General features: G+C 59.4%; 22 protein-coding genes. 10 read left to right on the plus strand and 12 right to left on the minus strand.

The window, feature by feature from the left end:
• The 9 genes from ALQ04_RS00360 to ALQ04_RS00400 form a co-directional block, all read right to left on the minus strand.
• On the minus strand, positions 1-1,176 hold a 1,176-nt coding region (locus ALQ04_RS00360; protein WP_122313691.1), incomplete at its 3' end, for an RNA-binding domain-containing protein.
• Positions 1,169-1,801 (minus strand): DUF4062 domain-containing protein, encoded by a 633-nt coding sequence (locus tag ALQ04_RS00365; protein WP_122313692.1) that lies wholly within the window; start codon positions 1,799-1,801, stop codon positions 1,169-1,171. The genes ALQ04_RS00360 and ALQ04_RS00365, both read right to left, overlap by 8 nt.
• A gap of 143 nt (positions 1,802-1,944) precedes the next feature.
• Positions 1,945-2,904: a zinc-binding alcohol dehydrogenase family protein gene (locus tag ALQ04_RS00370; RefSeq protein WP_122313693.1), complete on the minus strand. Its 960-nt coding sequence runs from the start codon at positions 2,902-2,904 to the stop codon at positions 1,945-1,947.
• Positions 2,905-3,009: 105 nt separating this feature from the next.
• Positions 3,010-3,801 (minus strand): helix-turn-helix transcriptional regulator, encoded by a 792-nt coding sequence (locus ALQ04_RS00375; RefSeq protein WP_122313723.1) that lies wholly within the window; start codon positions 3,799-3,801, stop codon positions 3,010-3,012.
• A 135-nt stretch (positions 3,802-3,936) separates the two neighbouring features.
• Positions 3,937-5,220 (minus strand): OprD family porin, encoded by a 1,284-nt coding sequence (locus tag ALQ04_RS00380; protein ID WP_122313694.1) that lies wholly within the window; start codon positions 5,218-5,220, stop codon positions 3,937-3,939.
• Positions 5,221-5,451: 231 nt separating this feature from the next.
• Positions 5,452-5,652 carry a hypothetical protein gene (locus ALQ04_RS00385; RefSeq protein ID WP_122313695.1) on the minus strand — a complete coding sequence of 67 codons (201 nt, stop codon included), beginning with the start codon at positions 5,650-5,652 and terminating at the stop codon, positions 5,452-5,454.
• Between the two features lie 204 nt (positions 5,653-5,856).
• Positions 5,857-6,969: an agmatine deiminase gene (gene aguA / locus ALQ04_RS00390; RefSeq protein ID WP_122313696.1), complete on the minus strand. Its 1,113-nt coding sequence runs from the start codon at positions 6,967-6,969 to the stop codon at positions 5,857-5,859.
• A 4-nt stretch (positions 6,970-6,973) separates the two neighbouring features.
• Positions 6,974-7,852 carry an N-carbamoylputrescine amidase gene (aguB, locus tag ALQ04_RS00395; protein WP_122313697.1) on the minus strand — a complete coding sequence of 293 codons (879 nt, stop codon included), beginning with the start codon at positions 7,850-7,852 and terminating at the stop codon, positions 6,974-6,976.
• A gap of 185 nt (positions 7,853-8,037) precedes the next feature.
• Positions 8,038-10,950 carry an aminotransferase gene (locus ALQ04_RS00400; protein ID WP_122313698.1) on the minus strand — a complete coding sequence of 971 codons (2,913 nt, stop codon included), beginning with the start codon at positions 10,948-10,950 and terminating at the stop codon, positions 8,038-8,040.
• A 232-nt stretch (positions 10,951-11,182) separates the two neighbouring features.
• On the opposite strand from ALQ04_RS00400, the gene rfbB reads away from it, so the two are divergent.
• The 6 genes from rfbB (at position 11,183) to ALQ04_RS00430 (ending at position 17,480) form a co-directional block, all read left to right on the plus strand.
• Positions 11,183-12,265 (plus strand): dTDP-glucose 4,6-dehydratase, encoded by a 1,083-nt coding sequence (gene rfbB / locus ALQ04_RS00405; RefSeq protein WP_122313699.1) that lies wholly within the window; start codon positions 11,183-11,185, stop codon positions 12,263-12,265.
• Positions 12,262-13,137 (plus strand): glucose-1-phosphate thymidylyltransferase RfbA, encoded by an 876-nt coding sequence (gene rfbA / locus ALQ04_RS00410; protein ID WP_122313700.1) that lies wholly within the window; start codon positions 12,262-12,264, stop codon positions 13,135-13,137. Before rfbB ends, rfbA begins: the two co-directional genes overlap by 4 nt.
• Positions 13,134-13,679 carry a dTDP-4-dehydrorhamnose 3,5-epimerase gene (gene rfbC / locus ALQ04_RS00415; RefSeq protein WP_122313701.1) on the plus strand — a complete coding sequence of 182 codons (546 nt, stop codon included), beginning with the start codon at positions 13,134-13,136 and terminating at the stop codon, positions 13,677-13,679. The genes rfbA and rfbC overlap by 4 nt, the downstream gene beginning before the upstream one ends.
• Before the next feature lie 147 nt (positions 13,680-13,826).
• Positions 13,827-15,641 (plus strand): ATP-binding protein, encoded by a 1,815-nt coding sequence (locus ALQ04_RS00420; protein ID WP_122313724.1) that lies wholly within the window; start codon positions 13,827-13,829, stop codon positions 15,639-15,641.
• The gene (locus ALQ04_RS00425; RefSeq protein ID WP_122313702.1) at positions 15,638-17,023 is read left to right on the plus strand and encodes a sigma-54 dependent transcriptional regulator; all 1,386 of its coding nucleotides are present in this window, start codon (positions 15,638-15,640) and stop codon (positions 17,021-17,023) included. Before ALQ04_RS00420 ends, ALQ04_RS00425 begins: the two co-directional genes overlap by 4 nt.
• Complete coding sequence (locus tag ALQ04_RS00430) at positions 17,010-17,480, plus strand: YiiD C-terminal domain-containing protein (RefSeq protein ID WP_122313703.1); 471 nt, start codon at positions 17,010-17,012, stop codon at positions 17,478-17,480. The genes ALQ04_RS00425 and ALQ04_RS00430 overlap by 14 nt, the downstream gene beginning before the upstream one ends.
• 19 nt (positions 17,481-17,499) lie before the next feature.
• Here the strand turns inward: ALQ04_RS00430 and cysQ are convergent, their stop codons facing one another.
• The gene (gene cysQ, locus ALQ04_RS00435; RefSeq protein ID WP_122313704.1) at positions 17,500-18,354 is read right to left on the minus strand and encodes a 3'(2'),5'-bisphosphate nucleotidase CysQ; all 855 of its coding nucleotides are present in this window, start codon (positions 18,352-18,354) and stop codon (positions 17,500-17,502) included.
• Positions 18,351-18,917, minus strand: a complete 567-nt coding sequence (gene nudE, locus ALQ04_RS00440; RefSeq protein WP_122313705.1) for an ADP compounds hydrolase NudE — start codon at positions 18,915-18,917, stop codon at positions 18,351-18,353. Before nudE ends, cysQ begins: the two co-directional genes overlap by 4 nt.
• A 99-nt stretch (positions 18,918-19,016) precedes the next feature.
• Here nudE and yrfG point away from each other — a divergent pair, with 99 nt between their 5' ends.
• A complete protein-coding gene (gene yrfG, locus ALQ04_RS00445; RefSeq protein WP_122313706.1) occupies positions 19,017-19,679 on the plus strand; it encodes a GMP/IMP nucleotidase in 663 nt (220 codons plus the stop codon).
• A gap of 63 nt (positions 19,680-19,742) precedes the next feature.
• Here yrfG and lysM read toward each other — a convergent pair whose 3' ends face one another.
• Positions 19,743-20,189, minus strand: a complete 447-nt coding sequence (lysM, locus tag ALQ04_RS00450; RefSeq protein WP_122313707.1) for a peptidoglycan-binding protein LysM — start codon at positions 20,187-20,189, stop codon at positions 19,743-19,745.
• Between the two features lie 153 nt (positions 20,190-20,342).
• Here lysM and ALQ04_RS00455 point away from each other — a divergent pair, with 153 nt between their 5' ends.
• The 3 genes from ALQ04_RS00455 (at position 20,343) to ALQ04_RS00465 (ending at position 24,499) form a co-directional block, all read left to right on the plus strand.
• Positions 20,343-21,224: a LysR family transcriptional regulator gene (locus ALQ04_RS00455; RefSeq protein ID WP_122313708.1), complete on the plus strand. Its 882-nt coding sequence runs from the start codon at positions 20,343-20,345 to the stop codon at positions 21,222-21,224.
• Between the two features lie 102 nt (positions 21,225-21,326).
• The gene (fdhD, locus tag ALQ04_RS00460) at positions 21,327-22,166 is read left to right on the plus strand and encodes a formate dehydrogenase accessory sulfurtransferase FdhD (protein ID WP_122313709.1); all 840 of its coding nucleotides are present in this window, start codon (positions 21,327-21,329) and stop codon (positions 22,164-22,166) included.
• Positions 22,163-24,499, plus strand: coding sequence for an FdhF/YdeP family oxidoreductase (locus tag ALQ04_RS00465; protein WP_122313710.1), 2,337 nt, complete (start codon positions 22,163-22,165; stop codon positions 24,497-24,499). The genes fdhD and ALQ04_RS00465 overlap by 4 nt, the downstream gene beginning before the upstream one ends.
• Positions 24,500-24,631 lie beyond the last annotated feature (132 nt).

Below are 24,631 nucleotides of genomic sequence, written 5' to 3' on the forward strand. Positions count from 1 at the left end.
CGGGGTGACTTCCGGGGCGAAGAACGTCAAGGTCACCCCGGAGGCCGCTTCGGAACTCCAGACCGGAGCTGGAAGGCCTGCTTCTTCACATGCCTGCTGGATCAATACGCTGCCACGCCCAAGCTTCTCCATATAGCCAAGCAGATAGAGGACATGGGCAATATCCGGGTTGCGCAAAACTGAAATATGTCCCTGCTGCAGCTGTTCTGCGCTGACACCTTCAGGAAGACTGCCTGAATTCCATATCTGCACCTGTTGCGGGCTGACTTCCACTTTGATGCCGCCGGAGAAACTGCTGTAGTCGCGATGAGCAAAAGCATTGACGAGACCTTCACGTATCGCCATTTCGGGGAACAGGGGAGTATCTTCACGTTGCGTGCTGCTACTGATGAAGCGGGCCCTGGAAGGCGTATTGCGCATGATGAACGTGTACAACTGCTCGATCACTTCAGCCATGGGGCCGGCGAAATGTTGCAGATCCGGATATTCGTCTGCGGCCTTGCTGCTATAGGAAACAGCTCGCACCCTTGCCTGTGGATGACGTCGTACAGGGTCGCTGGCAAGCAATACATCGGCGGCATTGGTCAAACGACCATATTTGGCCAATGACAGTAATTGCAGTTGATGTAAAAACCCCAGCTCGGAGAGTTTCGCCTCCATCGGAATACGCGAAGCAGAGAACAACTTGCGGCACGCGGAGCCGGAGAGCTGCTGTTCATCCAGTTCGGAAGAAAACAGTCGCTCCCAACGCTCAGGTTCGACCTGCTTGCGGAGCACCATATCCCGAATGGTTTCGATATCGGCCTTGTGCGTCGCCTCTCCCCGGCGGATGTAGATATCACTGCGGAACGCATATGGAATGTCCTTGCCGGAAGGTACCTCGATCACCAGCACTTGCTTGCCATCGATGTCCTGCACCTCAAAAGAGAACAACACCGGCGGCTGGATCTGGGACTTCAACATGCTTTCCAGTCTTTGGGCTGCCTGTTGCGCATTCTCGATGCCCAGTATCCGGCCTTCCGGGTCGATCCCGCACAGCAGGTAACCACCTTGGGAATTGAGAAATGCACAAATCTGCGGACCACAGCTTTCAGGACGTGCATGCGCCTTGAACTCAAGGATCTGGTTTTCACCCAACAGCAAAAGCGCTCTGAGTTCGGCAGGGGTCTTATTCATCCTGGCCTCTCAAACGCTGGGCAACACTTTGACGATTGCCCAAGTGATCCAGCAGCCGCTGCTCCACGTCCTGATAGCGCGAGAATTGAGCAACGACAAACAGGTTGGCATCGTCATCGCGCTCATATTTCTGAACCCAGTTTCCCTGACGATCGTCCAGAGGCAAGTGTTCCATGGTCGCGTCTTCATACATATCAACAACTTTCAGGTTAGTAATGGATGTCGACTTGGGTCTGAGAGTGAGTTGTTGTCGCTCTGTCTGCTTGCGATAACCAAGGTCGGCCATCAGGCGTCGAGCGAATACGACATGGTCATGAGCGAGAAACCAGCGCGGCTTTTTCAGTTCGACAGCCCTTTTTATTTCCTGATGGGTGATGGAAATACCGGTGCTATCGACGCCACTGCCATATTGTGGCGTGATGATACCCAGAAACAAATCGCATTTTTCCACCGCCATCAGGCAGCTTTCAAACGCCGACTCTTCGGAAAATACCGGAACAGTCCCCTTGTGGGACATCCAGACTTCATAACCGAAGCTGGTCAACAACGTGTATACACGATCAAGAAGCTCTTCCACACCAAAGACAGTGGAAGAGACCATGATTTTCAGCTTTTTCCCATCCATGCGCAGGTTGATCCGACCTTGAGTTCAGGCCGAAAAGTACAGCGCCAGACCTCGCCTGCCTAGTGTCCTGTCACAGAAATAAACGGTTCTTCTGGCCGTTGATCTGAACAGGATGGTGACTCGCTTCAAGGTTTGAGGAACGATCAGGGGATGAGGATGACCTTCTCTCCCCTGCCCTCGTTCACCTCGGCATAACGCGCCAGCCCTTCGCTCAGGGGCGACTCGAGCAACCCGCTCGGCAGCGCCAGCAATCCCTGATCGAAGAACTTCCCGAACTGGTTGAGCATTCCGGCGCAGGCTTCGCAGTCGTAGAGCAGCGAGTTGATACCGACCACCGAGCCTCCCTTGCGATACAGCGCCAGCGCTGGCAACTGAACATGGCCATCGACCGGTGCTGCAATGATCGCGATACGGCCGAACGGAGCCAGTGCCGACACAGCGGCAGGCAGCCAGAAGCCGGTGGTGTCGAAGATCACGTCTGCGCCGCCCTTGAAGCTTGCGTCAACCTGGCAGGCCAGCGCTTGCGGGGTATCGAGCAGGATGCCGTCGAAGCCTGCGGCCTGCAGGTCTTCAAGGTGTTCGGGACGACGCACTGCGCCCAGCACCTGAGCACCGAGTATCTTGCCCAGCGCCATGGCGGCGCTGCCGACGGCACCATTGGCACCAATGACCAGTAAACGGGTTTCGCCGCCCACAAGGCCACGTTGCAAGGCATCCCATGCGGTGGTGTAAGGCACTCCGAGGCTGGCGGCCTGGGCAAAACTCAGGGCCTTGGGTTTTAGGGCAACGCCCTTGGCAGGCAAGGTGAGGAACCCGGCATGGGAGCCGTCACGAAAGAAACCCGGCTCCTTGCCAGTTCCCCAGACTTCCTGCCCCAACAGCTCCTGAGGGCCTTCGATGACGACACCGGCAAAGTCCCGACCGGGGATCCGCGGCAATGTGGTATAGGGAAAGCGGCCCAGTACGTTCTTCACATCGCTGGGGTTCAGGCCAGCGGCTTTGACCTGAATCAGGACTTCACCGGCAGCCGGCACAGGGTTGGGCAGCTCAAGATACGCCAGTGCCGCCAGGTCGCCGGTTCGGGAAAATTGCAGGGCTTTCATGGGTGTCTCCGCTCAAACGTCTTGGAATGCGCAGAGTGTAGGGAGAGATGTAAAAGGCTATCGGCCAAGGGCTTCGGGATATCGGCCAGATGGACGCGGAATCAGTCAGGCAGAACCGCCTTGCCTTGTCGCGGGAGGGGTGTATTGCGAGGGCGCGACACCCAGTTCCCGGCGGAACATGTCGCTGAAACTGCTGGGCGTATACCCCAGTGAGCGGGCAATACGGCTGACCGGTACGCCCTGGATGATTTCAGCCACGGCAGTTGCCAGCTGGACCTGCCTGCGCCATTCGGCGAAGCCCATGCCCAATACGCCTTGAAACAGGCGGGCCAGAGTGCGAACACTGGCTCCGGCGTTTTCGGCGTGCTGCTCGAACGGGATATCCAGCGACGGCTCGCCCATGACCGCCTGGCAGAGGTTCATCAGCCGTCGATCCGAGCCGTCGGGCATGGGGACTTTGATTAACGAACGCCTGGCTCGCTTGAGCTCAAGCAAGGCCAGGGTGACCAGCGCATCGTAGTATTGCGGCTCAAGATCCCTGTCCAGCGCGACCAGGTTGAGAATCAGCTCGCGCAGCAAGCCAGCCACTTCAAAGACCTGAACCGAGTCTTCCAGTGTTCGGGCAATGGCCGGACGCAGGTAGATGTTGCGCATTTCCAGCTCTGACACCACGCGGATGCCGTGCTCGACTCCCGGCGGCAACCACACCGCCCGTTGCGGCGGGACGACCAGCGCTTCGCGAGGTGTCTCGACCCACATTACACCCGACATTGCATACAGCACCTGGCCCCAGACATGGTCGTGAGGCTCGATGTAGTGCCCACGCGGATAGGTGCGCGCCAGCGGTTGCACGGGAATGGCAATATCGGTGAGGTCAGGTGGAGCGGCGAGAGCCATGGGCGTGATCGGCTTGTGCGAGGGTTCGTGCATGGTAGCCGACAACCTTCGTGCGTCGCCATTGAGCGGAGCCCATAAAAAATGCCCCGATCCGAAGATCGAGGCATTTTCGACAGCGGTTTACACAGTCACGTCTTAGAAGACGTTGATTGGGTAATCCACGAAGACACGAACTTCGTTACCTTCACCGCCATCGGCGGAAGCACGCAGGATTGAGCTACGCAGGCGAACGGACAAATCCTTGGCCGGACCGCCCTGCACCACGTAAGTCAGCTGGTTGAAGAACTCGCGCTCTGTATCATCGCTGCCGGTGCCATTGTCGATGTTGTCACCACGCACGTAAGCAGTCTTGTAGCTCAGGCCCGGAGTCACCAGAGTTGACAGGTCGACGCCGTAGGCAACTTGCCACGAACGCTCGTCCTTGTTGTTGAAGTCAGACCAGTAGGAGTTGGCCAGGTAGATGGTGTTGCCGCCATCACCAAAGCCACCAGCATTCCGGTAGCCACCATAGTTGTAGCCGGTTTCACCGGAGCTACGCTGATGAGCCAGGGTGAAGGAGTGGATACCCACAGCCCAGGTCGCCGCCAGACTCCAGATCTTGTTGTCACGTGCGCCAGTGGTCGCTACGGTTGGATAATTCTTGTCCAGCTTGGTCTTGTAGCCGTTGAAGTCCAGAGTCAGAGACTGGTCTTGTGGCAAGGCGAAAACGTAGTTCAGGTTCAGGTACTGTTTCTTGAAAACGTCTTCGTTATCAGAAGCATAAACCGCTGCGCTGAAGGCGTCGGTGAACTTGTAGCTACCGCCATAGACATTGATGCTTTTCAGATCACCGCTGTCGCCACCTTCAGCACTCTTGCGAACTTGCTGGGTGAAACGACCGGCAACCAGCTCCAGGCCTTCGATCTCTTTGGAAGTGATCATGGTGCCGGTGTAACTTTCCGGTAACAGGCGCGAGTTATCGTAGCTCAGCACTGGTAGCTGAGGCATTTGATCGCCGTACTTGAGCACAGTGTTGGAGACGCGGAATTTTACCGCAGCGCCAGCACGGGCCAGATCATTGGCCGCGGAGCCATTGCTGCCATCAGCGTCAGGGCTACCTTGCTTGAAGAAGTCGATACCACCAGCACCACTGCGACCTTTACCGCCATCCAGACGGATGCCATACAGGCCAAATGCGTCTACACCGACGCCAACTGTGCCCTGGGTAAAACCGGAGGTGAAGTTGCCCATGAACGCCTGGCCCCATTCGGCCTTGTCGTCATTACCGTTCTTGAAATCACGGTTGATATAGGCGTTACGCAGATTCACGGTCAGGTGGCTGTCTTCGACGAAGCCCTTGGAATCTGCCTGACCCTCTGCCATTGCCTGGCTGGCGCTGATGATGCCCAGAGCGAGCAAACCGAGACGTTTGTTAAACATATTATTTTCCTTCTTTACACGGATTGACACGCGCCGTGGCGGCTTCCCTGAGGTCTGCCGGGGACTTCTGACTTTGGGCGAAGTATAGAAGACCGAACGAAATCATCGCAGTGGACTACAGATGGACGTACATGGCTCATAGCCACAAGCGGTGGGACGTGAATCCTAGTCCCAAGACTTGAGGGGTGTCAAACATGGAAACATCCGTTCTAGAAGGGTCGCAGTCACAGCTCAGTCTTTGAGCACACTCAGCAGAGCTTCCAGTTCTGCCTCGTTGAACAAACCTGCCGGATAGCGCTGCAACAGCATTGCACGCACATCCGGTCGAGGTTTTGGGAGCCTGGTCGTCCTTAACCAATCCGCCATCATCTGACGAGCCTCGTTACTAGCAGACAAACCATGTGCACGATGCTGGTTGATACCTGCGTTCATAATGGACAACCTCTTAAGTCATGAGGGGCTAAAGCTACAGATGCTATGTGACATACAAACGAATCAGCCGAACGGTTCCACACCCCACCGCCTGTTATTTTCAGGATAGTTGATACAAAACGTTACCCACAAAAAAGCCCATCGGGTGATGGGCTTAGTGCAGCAAAAACAGGACCAGCTGCCGGACAAGGATGTAAGTGAATGTTACAAAGGCGCTTTCCAGGGAGCTGGCTGCTGTTGCGTCAGGCAGTGAATATTGCCTCCGCCCAGCAGTAACTCGCGGCCAGGTGCCATCACCACTTCATGTTCCGGGAACAGCCGCTGCAGGATTTCACAGGCCTTTTCGTCCATCGGGTCATCAAAGCTGGGGGCGATGATGCCGCCGTTGACGATCAGAAAGTTCACGTAGGAGCCTGCCAGACGCACCGAAGGGTCGCGTTCCTGACTGCCGTGCACTTTATCTACGCCTGCACATTCTTCGTCGGTGGCGAACAATGGACCGGGAATTGGCATCTTGTGCACGATGAATTCACGCCCTTTGGCGTCCCGGGTGTTTTCCAAAATACTCAACGCTGCGTGACAACGTGGGTAGTTGGGGTCTTTGGGATCATCGGTCCAGGCCAGCAAGACTTCACCTGGACGCACGTAGCAGCAGAAGTTATCCACATGCCCGTCGGTTTCGTCGTTGAACAGGCCATCGGGCAACCAGATGACTTTATCCACAGACAGGTTGTCGCTCAGCACCGCTTCAATCTGTTCCCGCGAAAGGTACGGGTTGCGGTTGCGATTGAGCAGGCATTCTTCAGTAGTAATCAGCGTGCCTTCGCCATCGACATGAATCGAGCCGCCTTCCAGTACGAAACCTTCGGTCACGTAACGCGGGCAGCGTTCGATTTCCAGGACCTTGCTCGCCAGTTGCGAATCCAGGTTCCACGGCGAATACAGACCGCCGTCAAAACCGCCCCAGGCATTGAAATCCCAGTCCACGCCGCGCACTTCGCCATGCTCGTTGATGACGAAGGTCGGGCCGGTATCACGTACCCAGGCGTCGTTGTTGCTGATTTCCACCACGCGAATGTTGGGCATGTCGAGGTGAGCGCGAGCGTTGTCGTATTGACCGGCAGACACCGCGACCGTGACCGGCTGGAAACGGGCAATCGCCTTGGCAATCGCCACGTGTGCCGCCTGCGCGGGCTTGCCGCCCAGGCGCCAGTTGTCGGGGCGCTCGGGCCAGACCATCCAGACCTGAGTCTGTGGCGCCCATTCGGCAGGCATGTGGAAGCCGTCAGCGCGCGGGGTGCTCTTGAACATCGTCATGTGCTCAGGACTCCAGCGAGCCGTCGAGGGTCTTGATCGCGCCGTACAGGTTCGGGCGACGATCACGGAAAGAACCCCAGGCGCTGCGGATGTGCTCCAGTTCGTCGAGGTCGAAGCTGTGGACCAGCACGCCTTCTTCGGTTTCGTTGAGTTCAGCGACTTTTTCACCGAACTGGTTGGCGATGAACGACGAGCCGTAGAAGGTGATGTCGTAGCCGTCCTGCTCTTCGTTGCCGATGCGGTTGCTGGCGATCAGCGGCATCAGGTTGGCGCCGGCATGACCCTGCTGCACGCGCTGCCAGTGGTCGCGGGAGCTGATGGTCTTGTCATGCGGCTCGCTGCCGATGGCGGTCGGATAGAACAGGATTTCCGCACCTTGCAGCGCCATGCTGCGGGCGCATTCCGGGAACCACTGGTCCCAGCAGATGCCCACGCCGATTTTCGCGTAGCGGGTCTGCCAGACCTTGAAACCGGTATCGCCCGGATTGAAGTAATACTTCTCGTGATAGCCAGGGCCGTCTGGAATGTGGCTCTTGCGGTAGATGCCCAGGTTGGTGCCGTCGGCATCGATGATCGCGATGGTATTGAAGCGCGCACGCCCGGCCAGCTCGAAGAAGCTGATCGGCAGGACGACTTGCAGTTCTTTGGCGATGTTCTGGAAATGCTTGATCGCTACGTTGGATTCCACGCTGGTCGCCAACTGCAGATAGTCCGGGTTGGGCTTCTGGCAGAAGTACGGCATCTCGAACAGTTCCTGGATCAGGATGATCTGTGCACCCTTGGCCGCAGCCTCGCGTACCAGCTTTTCAGCGGTTTCGATGTTGGCTTCCAGATCCCAGGAACAGGCCATCTGGGTAGCGGCGACGGTGACGATACGGCTCATGGAAATGCCTCCGGGCAATCGTGGATGACGTAAAAGCTGTAGGAGCGTATTTATTCGCGATGGTTTTCGCGGTCGAAACCACTCCTACGGATATCGTGGCTTTATAGCGGATAAAAATCGGCTTTTAAAGTACATATCTGCACAAGCCGAAATAAAACCCCCTTTTAGGCCGATATCCATCGAACTCACTCCAGCTCGCTCAATACCTTGGACACACTCTCGACAAAAAATTCCACGCTTTGCCGGGTGGTGCACATCGGCGGTTTGATCTTGAGGATGTTCAGGTAATCACCGGTCGGTTGCATGAAAATGCCCAGCTCGCGCAGACGATCGCACAGTTGCGCGGTCTCTTCGGTGGCGGGCTCCAGCGTCTGGCGATCCCGAACGAACTCGACCCCCAGATAAAAGCCCATGCCATGCACGGCGCCCACCAGCGGATGTTTATCGGCCAACGCCTGCAACCGCGCCTTGAAGTGGTCACCGATCAGCCTGGCGTTTTCCCAGAGGTTTTCCTCTTCCATCACATCCAGCACCGCCATGCCGATCCGGCAACTGACCGGGCTGCCGCCGGAGGACGAGAAGAAATAGCCTTCGGCTTCCAGCGCTTCGGCAATTTCGCGACGGGTGATGACTGCGCCGAGCGGATGACCGTTGCCCATGCCTTTGGCCATGGTGATGATGTCCGGCACCACGTTCTGTTCTTCAAAACCCCAGAAGTAGTGGCCCAGACGGCCATAACCCACCTGCACCTCGTCGGCGATACATACCCCGCCACGCTCACGGATCTTCTGATAGATCTGTTGCAGGTAACCGGGCGGCAGGGAAATCCCGCCGGCATTGCCGTAAACCGGCTCACAGATGAAACCCGCGACCTGGCGCTGCTGTTCATCCAGTTTCGCCAGTGCCTGGTCAACGCTTCGTACATAGTCCGCCGTGCTGTCGCGGCCACGATAAGGCCCGCGGTAGGTATTTGGTGCGGTCACCGGATGCACCCAGTCCGGGCGGGTACTCAACGCCTGCGGGTTGTCGGCAATCGAGGTGGAAATGGCGTCGGCGGCCACCGACCAGCCATGATAGGCCTCCAGCACACAGAGCATGTCGCGCCCGCCGCTGTAGGCCCAGGCCAGACGAATCGCCAGGTCATTGGCCTCGGTGCCGCTGTTGACCAGAAACACCCGATCCATCCCTTCGGGCGCCAGCTTGAGCAGGCGCTCGGAAAACTCGACGAGGGAAGCGTAATGAAAACGCGAGTTGGTATTGAGCAGCGACCACTGGCGAGCAGCTTCCCGGGCCATGCGCGGATGACCGTGCCCGAGCACCGCGACATTGTTGAGCATGTCCAGATAGGAACGGCCCTGCATGTCAATCAAGTGATTGCGCCAGCCACGTTCGATCTGCGGCGGGGCCTGATAATAATGCTTCTGCGAACGGGCAAAACTGGCATCGCGACGGGCCAGCAGTTGGGGAGAGTCCTGAGTGGCCGGAGCATCACAATCGAAGCCCAGCAAGGTCGAGGGCGACGGGCTCAGGATTCGCCATGCCGCAGCCCGGGAAGCCGTGGTAAACAGCGGCGGGCTCAGTTCGGCCTGCGTGCACAGTTGCAGCAGCAAGGAGCCGCCGCCCTGCCCGATCACATCGCCGGCCGCGACAAGACTGCCCGGTTTCAGGTTCGTGTCTGCGCCCCATAGCCTCAAGCTCAGCACATCGCCGACCAGCCATAACGCCGCATCGGCGGTCAGGCGCAGGGTTGCGTTGAACGGTGCATGCAGCGCTGTCTCGGCGGGAATGTGCAGTTCGACATGCAGGGCAAAGGTATCGGGCTCCCTGGCGCTATCGGGCAAGGTGCGTGACAGCCGATATTCACCGAACCGGCTTGAGGCCACGCCGGTCTGTCCGGCAGCGGCCTTCAACAAACGCTCGTCGATGCCGTCCTGCTCCCAGTTGCCGGCCTCAAAGTGTTCGCTGAGCACGCTCAGATCCACGGTCTGGAACTCATGCCCGGCCAGGCTCGGCAGCAACGGAAAATAGACCGGTTGCACGGGCGTCGGAGGCTCGATCCCGACCGCTTGCAGGATTGCCGTTTCCATCAGGCTCATCGGCACCGACGTGGCTACCTCGAAGATGCCCCATTCGCCTTCGAGGTTGGCCTGGATATAGGCATTGTCCGGCTCGACACTGGCCTGCTGTTCACTGCTGAGCACCAGCACCGCCGAACGGGCGACAATCAGCGGCCACAAGGCCTGCAACTCGGCGAGTTTCAGAGGATTGATGGCGTGGTAAGCGCGTATGACTGGCAGGATATAGAACGGATCGCCTGCGGCGTGGTGCAGCAGCGCCGCGCAAGTGACCGACAGATCCGCTACCCGCCAGGTCGTGACCAGATCACCGAAATCGATCAGCCCCTGCAGTTGCCAACGCCGCTGCGCATCCCGCGACCAGACCACGTTGTGCTCGGTGATATCCAGATGAACAGCCTGAACCGGCAGTTGCGCAATCAGCGGCAGCAAGCGTCTGTGCGCCTGCTCGGCGGCATCCATCAGGCAGGTGCGCTCATGGGCGCTGTCTATCACCGGTAACAGATGCTTGATCAGCGCATGGGCATGCCGGGGGTCCCATTGCAGAATGCGCTCCAGGCCGGGATGCTCGAACCCGACAAGCGCCTGATCGACCTGTGCGCACAATTCGCCGAGCCCGGTCAGCACTTCATGGCTCAGGTGCTGAACATGGCCCATCGACTGACCGTCGATAAACTCCAGCAAACGCACATGCACAGCCTGCCCTTCGATGTTCAGGGACAACAACTGCTCGGTGCTGTTGGCACGAATCACGCCCGGCACACGCACATTTGAATGGCTGGCCAGATGTTCGAGCGCCGCATGCTGGGCGTCCAGCTCCACGGTGGAATAATCGCCATGGCAGATTTTCAGCACGTAGCGGCGCTGGCCGGCGTCGAGCAGAAAGTTGCGATCCTGCTGGCTGCCCAGCTCTTTCAATGACCCGCTCAACCCGTAATGTTGTTCAAGCAGTTGCAGGGCCTGTTCAACATCGACCTGCGGGCAAGGCAGGCCGGAGCGGCGGATAAGCGTAGCGAGCGGCATGTCACAACCTCGTTCCTGTTGATCCCCGGCCAGTTCGGCAGAGGCATTCCAATCGAGCAACTATAGGGTGCCAGCGCCACGTCACCAAAGTCTGTTCGCTGACCGAACGGCAGATTTATGGCGATGAGACTGCGGCCTATCAATTTATTTCATTGCATGTACGCCGGATATTGCCCGATGCGACAGGCTATGCTGCATAACGATCAAGACCTACTAGAGAGAAGACCCGATCATGCGAATACTCGTGACCGGTGGAGCAGGCTTTATCGGCTCTGCGCTGATCCGACACCTGATACAGAATACCGGCCACGAAGTGCTGAACTTCGACAAGCTGACCTATGCCGGCAACCTTGAGTCGCTGACCAGCATCGCGACCAATACGCGCTACGAATTCGTGCAGGCCGACATCTGCGATCAAGCCAGGGTCAGTGCAGTGCTTGAGCGGTTCGAGCCGCACGCCATCATGCACCTGGCAGCCGAATCCCATGTGGACCGCTCCATCGATGGCCCTGGCGATTTTATCCAGACCAATATCGTCGGCACCTACAGCCTGCTGGAAGCCACTCGCGGTTATTGGCTGAAGCTGCCCGAAGCCGAGAAACAGGTCTTCCGTTTTCACCATATCTCTACCGACGAGGTGTATGGCGACCTGCATGGCGTGGACGAGCTGTTCACCGAAACCACACCCTATGCGCCAAGCTCGCCCTACTCCGCCAGCAAGGCAGCTTCCGATCATCTGGTTCGGGCCTGGCATCGTACCTATGGGTTGCCGGTGGTTATCACCAACTGCTCGAACAATTACGGGCCGTTTCATTTCCCCGAAAAACTGATCCCGCTGATGATCCTCAACGCGCTGGCAGGCAAGCCTCTGCCGGTCTACGGCGACGGCCTGCAAGTGCGCGACTGGCTGTACGTCGAGGACCACGCCAGAGCGTTGCTCAAGGTGGTGACCGAGGGCCTGGTTGGCGAGACCTACAACATTGGCGGACACAACGAGCAGAAGAATATCGATGTTGTGCGCGGCATCTGTGCCTTGCTGGAAGAGCTTGCTCCGAACCGCCCCGCTGGCGTGGAACACTTCAGTGACCTGATCACCCATGTGGTCGATCGTCCGGGGCACGATCAACGCTATGCCATTGATGCAGGCAAGATCGAAAACGAGCTGGGCTGGACGCCGGTGGAAACCTTCGATTCAGGCCTGCGCAAGACCGTGCAATGGTATCTGGATAACCTGGACTGGTGCCGCAGGGTTCAGGATGGCAGTTATCAGGGAGAACGACTGGGCTTCACTGACCACAAGGATCTGATTGCATGACCAAAGGAATCGTACTGGCCGGAGGCTCTGGCTCGCGCCTGCACCCGATCACGCTGGGCATCTCCAAACAACTGCTGCCGGTCTATGACAAACCGATGATCTACTACCCGATCTCGGTGCTGATGCTGGCCGGAATCCGGGAAATCCTGATCATCTCCACACCACTGGATCTGCCGCAGTATCGCAAGCTGCTGGGCGACGGCAGCCAGTTCGGCGTAAACTTTCATTACGCCGAACAGCCCAAGCCGGACGGTCTGGCTCAAGCCTTCCTGATCGGGGAAGAGTTCATTGGCAATGACTCGGTGTGCCTGATACTGGGCGACAACATTTTTCACGGCCAGCATTTCAGCGAACAACTGCAACAGGCAGCCGCGAACCGCAAGGGTGCAACCGTGTTCGGCTACTGGGTAAAAGACCCGGAGCGCTTCGGAGTGATCGACTTCGATGATGAGGGCCGTGCGCTGTCCATCGAAGAAAAACCCGAAAACCCAAAATCCAACTATGCAGTCACAGGTTTGTATTTCTACGATAACGAAGTGGTTCAGATCGCCAGGGACGTCAAACCGTCAGCCCGCGGCGAGCTGGAAATCACCGATGTGAACAACGCCTATCTGCAGCGCGGCGAGCTGCGCGTCGAACGTTTCGGCCGCGGCTTTGCCTGGCTCGATACCGGCACGCATGACAGCCTCCTCGATGCTTCGGCGTATGTGCAGACCATCGAACATCGACAAGGCCTGAAAGTCGCGTGCCTTGAAGAAATCGCTTATCAGAATGACTGGATAGACCGTAAACATTTACTGCACCGTGCCGACTACTTTGGCAAGACCGGTTACGGCCAGTATCTGTTCCAACTCGCAGGGGAACGTAAGTGAAAGTGATTGCCACAGAGCTGTCAGACGTCTTTATCATCGAACCCAAAGTCTTCGGCGATGAGCGTGGCTTCTTCTATGAAAGCTACAACGCCAAGGCCTTTTTTGAAGCGACCGGCCTCAAGCCGAACTTCGTTCAGGACAACCACTCGCGCTCACAGAAGGGCGTGTTGCGCGGCCTGCATTACCAGATTGAAAACGCCCAGGACAAACTGGTACGCGTCACAGCAGGCGAAGTGCTGGACATCGCCGTGGATATTCGTCGCAGCTCCCCTACCTTCGGCCAGTGGACCGGGGTACGGCTGTCGGCCGAGAACTCTCGCCAGCTGTTTATCCCCAAGGGTTTTGCCCACGGTTTTGTGGTGCTGAGCGACTACGCCGAGTTCCTGTACAAGACCACCGATTACTACACGCCGTCCGCCGAGCGCTGCATCCGCTGGGATGACTCCGACCTGGCCATCGACTGGCAACTGGCCGATGCCCCGCAATTGTCGGCCAAGGATCAGCAAGGCAAGAGCCTGAAAGACGCCGATCTGTTTGCATGAGTGCCTGTCGCTCCGGCGGCAGGCATAATGCGGTTTTCTGATACGCCTGTTCTGACGCGATCGTGAGATTCGCGAATGAATTCGTTCCCGACGAACGCATTCATTCGCGCAAGACAGGCCAGTAAACCTTTTGGCCAGCGCCCAGACATGACTACCAAACCTGCCATTCCACAACGCCCCCGCTGGCGCAGCCTCGCCCTTCTGGCCCTGTGTCTTGCGCCGCTGTTGTGGCCGCTCGAACACCTTGCCGAGCGCTACTATCGCAGCGAACTGGCCAGCCAGAATCGCCAGACTCTGGATCTGTACGTGGCAAGCCTGCTGGGCACACTGCATCGCTACGAAACCCTGCCGCAGATCCTCGGCGACCTTCCGGCCCTGCATGATGCGCTGGACAAACCTCACGATCAGGCGACCCAGACCCACGCCAATCATCTGCTGCGCGACATCGTCCGCCAGACCGGCGCGGACGTCATGTACCTGATGGACCGCAATGGCATGACCATCGCGGCCTCCAATTCGGATCAGCACGACAGCTTCATAGGCCGCAACTTCTCGTTCCGCCCGTATTTCCGGGATGCGCTGGCCGGCAAGCTGGGGCGTTTCTTCGGCCTGGGCACCACCTCGGTCAAGCGCGGCTATTTTTTCGCGGCGCCCGTCAGTGAAGCCGGTGAAGTCACCGGGGTGCTGGTGGTCAAAGTCGATCTGGACCATACCGAAACGTTATGGGGCAAGACGCCCGAGCAGTTGCTGCTCACCGATCAGAATGGCGTGGTGATCCTGACGTCCAACCCTGAATGGCGTTTCCGGGCGACTCGCGAACTGAGCGAGGACGAAAAGAAAGCCATAGTCGCCATCCAGCCATATCCGACCCGTGATCCACGTCCGTTGAAGCTCGATGAACGCGCCTGGCTGACCCAGACCCGCTCGATTGCCGAAACCGACTGGAATGTGAGCATTCTGGCGCCGCGTGTGCTGGTCGACCGTCAGGTGCGTACCGTGGTGGCGATTGGCGGCGCAGGCTTGCTGGTACTGATGTCGCTGCTGGGCCTGATGATGCAGCGCCGTCGTCATTATCTGGAGCGTATCGCCTTCGAGGCCAAGGCCCGGCGCGAGCTGGAGATGCGGGTCATCGAGCGCACCAGCGATCTGGAAGGCCTCAACAGTCGGCTCAAGCAGGAAGTGCTGGAGCGCGAACAGGCCCAGCAGGAACTGGTACGCGCCCAGGATGAACTGGTGCAGGCCGGCAAGCTCTCGGCACTGGGCACCATGTCGGCCAGTATCAGTCACGAACTCAACCAGCCGCTGGCAGCGATCCGCAGCTATGCCGAAAACGCCGAAGTGCTGCTCGATCACCAGCGCACCGAAGACGCACGCGGCAACCTGAAGCTGATCAGCGAACTGACCGGCCGCATGGCTTCGATCATCGCCCACTTGCGTGCTTTCGCCCGTCGGGATCGGCATGCGCCGGAAAGCGTGGCCCTGCAACCGGCACTGGACGATGCCCTGGCTCTGCTGGCCAAGCGGCGGCGGGCCATGGAAGTCGAGTTGATCCGCGATCTGCCGGACGCGACGCTATGGGTCCAGGCCGGCGAAACCCGCCTGCGCCAGGTGCTCGGCAACCTGCTGGCCAATGCTCTGGATGCGCTGACCGAAAAAGGTCCGCCGCGCAGACTGTGGATAAGTGCCGAAGCCACCGCCGATGGCGTCAATCTGTACATTCGCGACAATGGCCCGGGCTTTACCCAGGAAGCACTGGAACGGGCACGCGAGCCGTTTTTCACCACCAAGACCCGCACTCAGGGCCTTGGGCTGGGACTGGCGATCTGCGATACGCTGATGCGCGCCCTGGACGGCGAACTGCTGTTCGCCAATCACCCGACCGGTGGCGCACTGCTTACCCTGCGCCTGCGCGCCGGATCTTCCGGGGCCAACCTTCAACCGCCAGAGGATCTCTCCGCATGAGTTCGGATACCGCCATCGACAGCCACATTCAAGTGGTGCTGATCGACGACGACTCGCACCTGCGCCAGGCCTTGAGCCAGACGCTCGACCTGGCGGGCCTGAAAGTCCTGCCGCTGGCCGAAGCCAACGGGCTGGCCAATCGCATCGGGCGCGACTGGCCGGGCGTGATTGTCAGCGATATCCGCATGCCCGGCATGGATGGCCTTGAGCTGTTGAGCCATCTGCACAGCCAGGACCCCGAGTTGCCGGTGTTGCTGATCACCGGCCATGGCGATGTACCGCTGGCCGTTCAGGCGATGCGCGCCGGAGCCTATGACTTTCTCGAAAAGCCTTTCGCCAGCGATGCCTTGCTCGACAGCGTACGCCGGGCCCTGGCCTTGCGCCGGCTGGTGCTGGATAACCGCAGCCTGCGCATGGCATTGAGCGATCGCCAGCAACTGAGCACCCGGCTGGTCGGCCAGTCGACACCGATGTTGCGTCTGCGCGAACAGATCGGCGCTCTGGCAGCCACCCGCGCCGATGTGCTGATCCTCGGCGAAACCGGTGCGGGCAAGGAAGTGGTGGCCAGAGCCCTGCATGACCTGTCGAACCGTCGTAACGGACCCTTTGTCGCGATCAATGCCGGAGCACTCGCCGAGTCGGTGGTGGAAAGCGAGCTGTTCGGCCATGAGTCCGGCGCGTTCACCGGCGCGCAAAAGCGCCGCATCGGCAAGTTCGAGTTCGCCAATGGCGGCACGCTGTTTCTCGATGAAATCGAAAGCATGAGCATGGACGTGCAGGTCAAGCTGCTGCGCCTGCTGCAGGAGCGCGTGGTCGAACGCATGGGCAGCAATCAGCAGATTCCGCTGGATATCCGGGTGATCGCCGCCACCAAGGAAGACTTGCGTCAGGCCGCCGACCAGGGTCGTTTTCGGGCTGACCTGTATTACCGGCTGAATGTCGCCTCGCTGCGCATCCCGCCACTGCGCGAACGAGGCGAAGACGCGCTGATGCTGTTCGAGCACTACGCCGATGCCGCCAGCACCCGCCACGGCATTCCCAAGCATGAACTCAAACCGGGCCAGCGCGCCCTGCTGCTGCGGCACAACTGGCCGGGCAACGTGCGTGAACTGCAAAATGCCGCCGAGCGCTTTGCCCTCGGACTGGAGCTGGAACTTGAAGGCGGCACCACGCAGGAAGCCGCGCCGCTCAGTGGCGGCCTGAGCGATCAGGTGGAAAGTTTCGAGCGCGCCTTGATCGCCGCGGAACTGGCACGCCCGCACAGTTCGGTGCGCAGCCTGGCCGAAGCGCTGGGGCTGCCGCGCAAGACCCTGCATGACAAGCTGCGCAAGCACGGCCTGAGTTTCGGCGACAGCAGCGGAGGCTCCGATGAGCTCGAATGAACATGATTCGTCAGGGCAAGCGCTGGAGCGTGTTCTGCACCACGATATCCCGCTGACTCGCGAAATGGGCATGCGGGTCATCGACTGGCAGGAACACCGGCTACGCCTGCACCTGCCGCTGGCCCCCAATATCAACCACAAGAGCACTCTGTTCGGCGGCAGCCTGTATTGCGGCGCGGTACTGGCAGGCTGGGGCTGGCTGCATCTGAGGTTGCAGGAGGCCGGGATCGACGATGGGCATATCGTGATTCAGGATGGGCAGATCAGTTATCCACTACCGGTGCGCGGTGATGCGATTGCCCTGTGCGATGCGCCGGATGATGCCCAATGGGACAGATTCATCGCCACCTACCAGCGCCGGGGCCGCGCGCGCCTGACCCTGCAAACCCGCATCACCGCTCAGGACAGTGATGTGGATGCGGTCAGGTTTACCGGGCAGTTTGTGTTGCATCGGTGAATGAAGCGCTTTCGCGAATTCATTCGCGAACGATGCCGTCAGCCAGTTCCAGCAGTTTCCCGCGCCATGTCGCCTGGGCAGGCAAGGCCAGGAAGAACGGGTTGAGCAAGGACTCACGGGGCGGATAGCTGAACGGCTGGCCATCGAGTTGCAGCACTTCTCCACCAGCGCCTTCCAGTACACCCTGAGCCGCAGCGGTATCCCACTGTGAAGTCGGTGCCAGACGTGGATAGCAATCGGCCGCGCCTTCGGCCAGCAGACAGAACTTCAACGAGCTGCCGATGCTGGTCAGTTGCAACTCGCCCATAGCGGCGGACAATCCCGCCAGCAAGCGCTCCTGTTCGGGGCTGGAATGGCGGCGGCTGGCGACCACGGTAAAATCCTGGCCGACACCCGGCTCGTCGCGCACCGTAACAGGCGCACTGTGCCCGGCATTATCGCTGCGCCAGGCACCCAGGCCGGCGCCACCGAAATAGCAGCGGTTATTGGTGGGCATCGACACCACGCCAAACACCACGCGGCCCCGTTCGATCAGCGCGACATTGACCGTGAACTCTTCGCTACCGGAGATGAACTCCTTGGTGCCGTCCAGCGGGTCCACCAGCCACCAGCGCTCCCAGCCCGCGCGCTCGCTCAGGGGAATATCGGCGTCTTCTTCGGATAACACATGAATCGAAGGATCAAGGGCCTGCAAACCATCGACCAGTACCTGATGGGCCGCCAGATCGGCAGCGGTCACCGGCGAATCGTCGGCCTTGGCGGTCACGGCAACGTCGGCTCGCCAGAACGGTAGGATTGCTTCACCCGCCGACCGGACAAGAGCGATCACCGGGGCAAGGAGTGGATGCGGCAGGTTGTCGAATACATCGGTCATGGTAGAAACAGTCCACGTTGGGTTAACAGGTCGCGCGTCAGGTACAGCGCAGCCAGGGCACGGCCCTCGGTGAACTGTTCGTTCTGGGCCAGGCTGACCAGTTCGCGCAGGCTGACCCGGTCGACACGAATCGGCTCGGGCTCATCACCCTCAAGACGCTCTTCGTACAGGTCGGTCGCGAGCACCACCTGAATCTTCTGGTTCATGTAACCGGGCGATAGCGACAACTCGGTCAGATGCTCCAGTTGCCGGGCTCCGAAGCCTGCTTCTTCCTTGAGTTCGCGGTTGGCGGCGGCCAGAACATCCTCGCCCGGCTCGATCAGGCCCTTGGGCAAGGACAGCTCATACTCGTCCGTACCGCCGCAATATTCTTCGATCAACAGCGCATGCTCGGCATCGATCATGGCGACGATCATCACCGCACCATATCCCGCGCCCCTGCCCACCAGCCTTTCGTAAGTGCGTTCGACTCCGTTGGCAAAGCGCAATTGCAGCTCTTCAACTCGGAACAAGCGACTGCTGGCGACGATTTCGCGGGCGAGTACGGTAGGTTTCTGGCGCATGACAGGCTCCTTTGCGGTGACGGAGTACTATACCGTGGCTTTTCCGATTGTCTGTCTCGGATATGCTTACTTCCGTCATCAATTCCTGAAGAGGCCAGAATGCTTTCAATGCCCTGGAGCGATATCGACACCGTCCTGCTGGATATGGATGGCACTCTGCTCGATCTGCATTACGACGAACACTTCTGGATGCAGCACTTGCCGCAGCGCTATGCCGACCTGCACGGCATCAGCCTGGCCATGGCCTGGCTGGAGATGCAGCCACTGTTCGAGAACAATGCCGGGACGCTCAACTGGTATTGCCTGGACTTCTGGAGCAAGGAGTTGAAGCTGTCGATACGCGACCTGAAACTCGAAACCGCGCACCTGATTGCCCTGCGGCCCGATGCCCAGACCTTTCTCGCCGCCCTGCAGAAGGCCGGCAAACGGGTGATCATGATCACCAATGCGCATCGTGACTCGCTGTCGCTGAAACTGGAAAGGATCGAGCTGGCGCCTTACTTCGAGCGGCTTATCAGCTCACATGACTATGGTTTCCCCAAGGAAAACGCGCAGTTCTGGGACGCCCTGCAGGCCGACACCGCATTCGATCCGGTGCGCAGCCTGTTCATTGACGATACCTTGCCGATTCTGCGCAGCGCCCAACGCTTCGGTGTCGCTCACCTGCTGGCAGTCAGCGAACCCAACAGCCAGAAAGGCCCCAAGGACACCGAAGAGTTCGAGGCGGTGAGGGATTATCTGGAGCTGATCAAAGGTTTGTAGAAGCGGATTCATCCGCGAAGGCGACATTCGCGGATGAATTCGCTCACAGTCATCTGCGCTGCGCTAATCGGGAATCCTCAACTGCTGTCCCGGATAGATATGGTTCACGTCCTTGAGCAGCGGTTTGTTGGCCTCGAAGATTTTCTGATACTGGTTCGGATCGCCATACACCCGCTTCGAGATCGCACTCAGGGTGTCGCCCTTTTCGACCGTGACGTAGCGTGCAGCCGCTGTCGCTGGCGCACCGGCGGCGATGGTCATCTGGTCATCCACCTGTTCGACGCCCGAGATATTGCCCAGCGCCAGCAGGATCTTTTCCTTTTCTTCCTGGCTGGAGACTTCACCGGTCACGGTAACCTTGCCGTCATCCACGCTGGTTTGCACAGCGGGATTACCCAGGCCGACCCCGGAAATGTGCTTTTTCAGAACTTCGTCGGCATTGGCATTGCCCGGTGTCAGCGCATCAAGGATGTTTTCACCTGCATCTTTCAAGAAACTGAAAAGACTCATTGCTCATTCTCCTTACGGTTGTTGCCACGCCCGCAAACAACAACGATAGCTCCCGTAATCACGGGGCTGACGCATTCCGACCAACGTTGCCCATCCCCCTCGGCACCGTTGAGGGCGTAGAATCGATCCCCTGCATTGCCTATCGGAGTGAAGATGGACATCAAGCAACTGAAATTCCTGATCGCACTCGACGAAACCCGTCACTTCGGCCAGGCAGCAGCACGCTGCAATATCACCCAGCCCACGCTGTCCATGCGCCTGCGCAATCTTGAAGAAGAACTGGGGTTGCCACTGGTCATGCGCGGCCAGCGCTTTGAAGGCTTCACGGCGCCGGGCGAGCGGGTGCTGGCCTGGGCACGCACGGTGCTCTCGGCGTATGACGGCCTGCAGGCCGAAGCCGCAGCCTGTCGCGGGCATCTGGTCGGGACGTTGCGCCTGGGCGTGGTGCCACTTTCGAGCTTCGATCCGCTATCGCTGTTGCAGCAATTGCATCAGATCCACCCGAACCTGCGCTTCGAGCTGTCGTCGCTCAGTTCCGAGCAGGTCCTGGAGCAACTGGCGAGCAATCGCATCGATCTGGGCGTCTCGTATCTGGAACGTCTGGATAACGAACGCTTCGACACCCTGACGCTGGACGAAACCCGCATGGGCCTGCTGTATGACCGGCGCCACTTCAGCTTCGGCGAGCAGCCGTTGAGCTGGAACGAGCTGATCGAGCTGCCGTTGGGCACCCTGACCAGCGGCATGCATTTTCGTCAGTCCATTGACCACAACTTCCACAGCCGCGGCCTGCATCCACAGCCCCTGCTGCAAACCGATGCCGTTCACCAACTGATGCAGGCGGTCCACGGCGGCTTCTGCTGCGCAATCATGCCGCTGGATGGCGGCCTGGATATGCTCACCGAGCATCTGGGCCTGCATCCCATCGAGGATGCACGCACGCTGGCGCCCATCGGTCTGATCATGCGCCGCAGCGCGCCACGCTCGGCACTGGCCGAAGCCTGCTTCACGCTCCTGGCAGAAAAAAATCGCTAAGTATTGATCGACGTCATCTATCAGAGCATTGGAACTAGCGATTAGACGATATCCGACAAGAGGCCTAGGCTAAGGGATATCAAACTGCCGGTAATCCAGCCCATGCACGCCAAGCGCACGGCCAGCACGGCGCCCGCCATTCAGTCGCCCGCGCCTCAAGCAAGCCAGTCCTATAGCTACTCGAACCTCGAGCGCGACGACTCGGCACAGACCGCCCTTGCCGAAGAGGTGGCCCTGGCCATTGCCTACAACGGCATCAGTCAGGCGGTGATGCTGGTCAGCCCGACCGATCTGGAAGACTTCATTGTCGGTTTCAGCCTGGGTAGCGGCATCATTGCGTCAGCAGACGAAATCTACGATTTCAGACTCAGCGGTTGCGGCTCGGCCATGCAGGCCGAAGTCGAGATCGCCAGCCGGGCCTTCTGGAACCTCAAGCAGCAACGTCGGCAACTGGCGGGCACCAGCGGTTGCGGGCTGTGCGGCGTCGAAGCGGTCGAGCAGGCGCTGCCGGAACTGAATGTATTGCCCGGCGCGCCGTTGCCACCGATCGAATGGCTGCAAGGCCTGCGTCAGCGGATCGGCGAATTCCAGCCGCTGGGTCAGCACTGCGGTGCCGTGCATGCAGCCTTGTTCATGGACAGCAATGGCGAGTTGCTGCTGGGCCGTGAAGATATCGGCCGCCACAACGCCCTCGACAAACTGATTGGCGCCCTGACCCGCCAGAACATTGGCCTGACAGGCGGCATCGCCATCGTCACCAGCCGCTGCAGCCTGGAGTTGATCCAGAAAGTCCTGCGCGCCGGTATCCAGACGCTGGTCAGCCTGTCTTCGCCCACCGGCCTGGCCCTGCAATGGGCGCGCCGACATAACCTCAATCTAATTCACCTGCCGCAGCACAGTGCGCCGCGGGTCTATAGCCCTGCGATGGAGATTCAAGCGTGAGCACTCATCACCAAGCCGACAAAACCCCAAAGCCCCGCTACAAACCTTACAAGGGTCCGGCAGGCGGCTGGGGCGCCCTGATCAGCGTGACACAGGCCTGGCTGGGCAGTGACAACGCGCTGAAGAACCTGCGCATGATGCTCAAGACCAACCAGAACGGCGGTTTCGACTGCCCTGGCTGCGCCTGGGGCGACTCGCCGGAAAGCGGTATGGTCAAGTTCTGCGAGAACGGCGCCAAGGCCGTCAACTGGGAAGCCACCAAACGTCGCGTGGATGCCTCGTTCTTTGCCCGCTACAGCGTCAGCTCGCTGCTGGAGCAAAGCGACTACTGGCTGGAATATCAGGGCCGCCTGACCGAGCCGATGGTCTACGATCAGGACAGCGACCGCTACAAGCCCATCAGTTGGGACGACGCTTTCGCGCTGATTGCCAAACACCTGAACAATCTGCCAAGCCCGAACATGGCCGAGTTCTATACCTCGGGCCGGGCCAGCAATGAAGCCGCCTATCTGTATCAGTTGTTCGTGCGCGCCTATGGCACCAACAACTTCCCCGATTGCTCGAACATGTGCCACGAAGCCAGTGGTGTGGCGCTGTCGCAAAGCGTCGGCGTGGGTAAAGGCACAGTAACCTTCGATGACTTCGAGCACGCCGATGCGATCTTCGTGCTGGGCCAGAACCCGGGCACCAACCACCCGCGCATGCTCGATCCACTGCGCGATGCGGTGAAACGTGGCGCGCAAGTGGTGTGCGTCAACCCGCTCAAGGAACGTGGCCTGGAGCGCTTCCAGCATCCGCAGCACGCGATGGAAATGCTCACCAACGGTGACCGTCCGACCAATACCGCCTATTTCCGCCCGGCCCTGGGCGGCGACATGGCGCTGCTGCGCGGCATGGCCAAGTTCCTGCTGCAATGGGAACGCGAAGCCCAGCTCAACAATGCGCCAGCCATTTTCGACCACGCGTTCCTCAATGAGCACACCCAGGGCGTTCTCGATTACCTGGCGGCCATTGACGAAACGTCGTGGGAAGAAATCCTCGAACAGTCCGGCCTGCCGCTGAGCGACATCGAGCAATCGGCGCGCATGTATGCCAAAGGCCAGAACGTCATCATGTGCTGGGCCATGGGTATTACCCAGCACCGTCACTCGGTAGCGACCATCCAGGAAATCGCCAACCTGATGATGCTGCGCGGCAATATCGGCAAGCCGGGCGCAGGCCTGTGCCCGGTACGCGGTCACAGCAACGTGCAGGGCGACCGGACCATGGGCATCAACGAACGCCCTCCGGTGTTCCTGCTCGACGCTCTGGAAAAACGCTTCCAGTTCAAGCTTCCGCGCGACAACGGCCATAACGTGGTCGAAGCCATTCATGCCATGGCCGAGGGTCGTTCCAAGGTGTTCATCGCGCTGGGCGGCAACTTCGCTCAGGCCACGCCGGACAGCCCACGCACCGCCGCGGCCCTGAGCAACTGCGACCTGACTGTCCAGATCAGCACCAAGCTCAATCGCAGCCACCTGTTCCATGGCAAGGACGCGCTGATCCTGCCGTGCTTCGGTCGTACCGACATCGACATGCAGGCCAATGGTCCGCAATCGGTTACCGTGGAAGACTCGTTCAGCATGGTCCACGCCTCCAATGGCCAGTTGCAGCCATCTTCGTCGCTGATGCGTTCGGAGCCTGCAATCGTCGCCGGCATCGCCAGCGCGACGCTGGGCAAGCAACCGGTGGACTGGCTATGGCTGGCTGAAGACTACAGCCGTATTCGTGACCTGATTGCCGACACCATTCCCGGCTTCAAGGATTTCAACGAGCGTATCAAGAACCCGGGCGGTTTCTATCTGGGCAACGCTGCAGGTGCCCGCCGCTGGAACACCGCGACGACCCGCGCCAACTTCAAGCCCAATGCGCTGCCGCTCAAGCTGATCCACGAAGACATCAGCGCTACCGGCCAGACTCCGGACCTGATCATGCAATCCATGCGCTCGCACGATCAGTACAACACCACCATTTATGGCCTCGATGACCGCTATCGTGGCGTGAAAGGCCAGCGTGACGTGTTGTTCGTCAATGAAGCCGACATTATCCGCCTGGGCTTCCAGCCGGGTCAGAAAGCGGACCTGATCTCGATCTGGAACGACAACCACGAACGTCGCGTCAAGGGCTTCACCCTGTTGCCGTTCGATATTCCTGCCGGTCAGGCTGCGGCCTACTACCCGGAGGTCAATCCATTGGTGCCACTGGAAAGCGTCGGCGAAGGCAGCCATACGCCGACCTCGAAATTCGTGGCAATTCGTCTGGAGCGTTCCAGCGACTCGGCGCGCATCATCTGATTGCGCGTTGATTCCTGCGGATATGAAAAAGGCCCGAATTCGTAAGAATCGGGCCTTGATCAAGTAAGCTCAGACTGTCCGAAACACGTTAAGTTCCGTATACAAAACAATAACTTAGCTATTTGTGTTGCA

The sequence above is a fragment of the Pseudomonas cichorii genome, assembly GCF_003700275.1.
Taxonomy (GTDB): Bacteria; Pseudomonadota; Gammaproteobacteria; order Pseudomonadales; family Pseudomonadaceae; genus Aquipseudomonas; species Aquipseudomonas cichorii_B.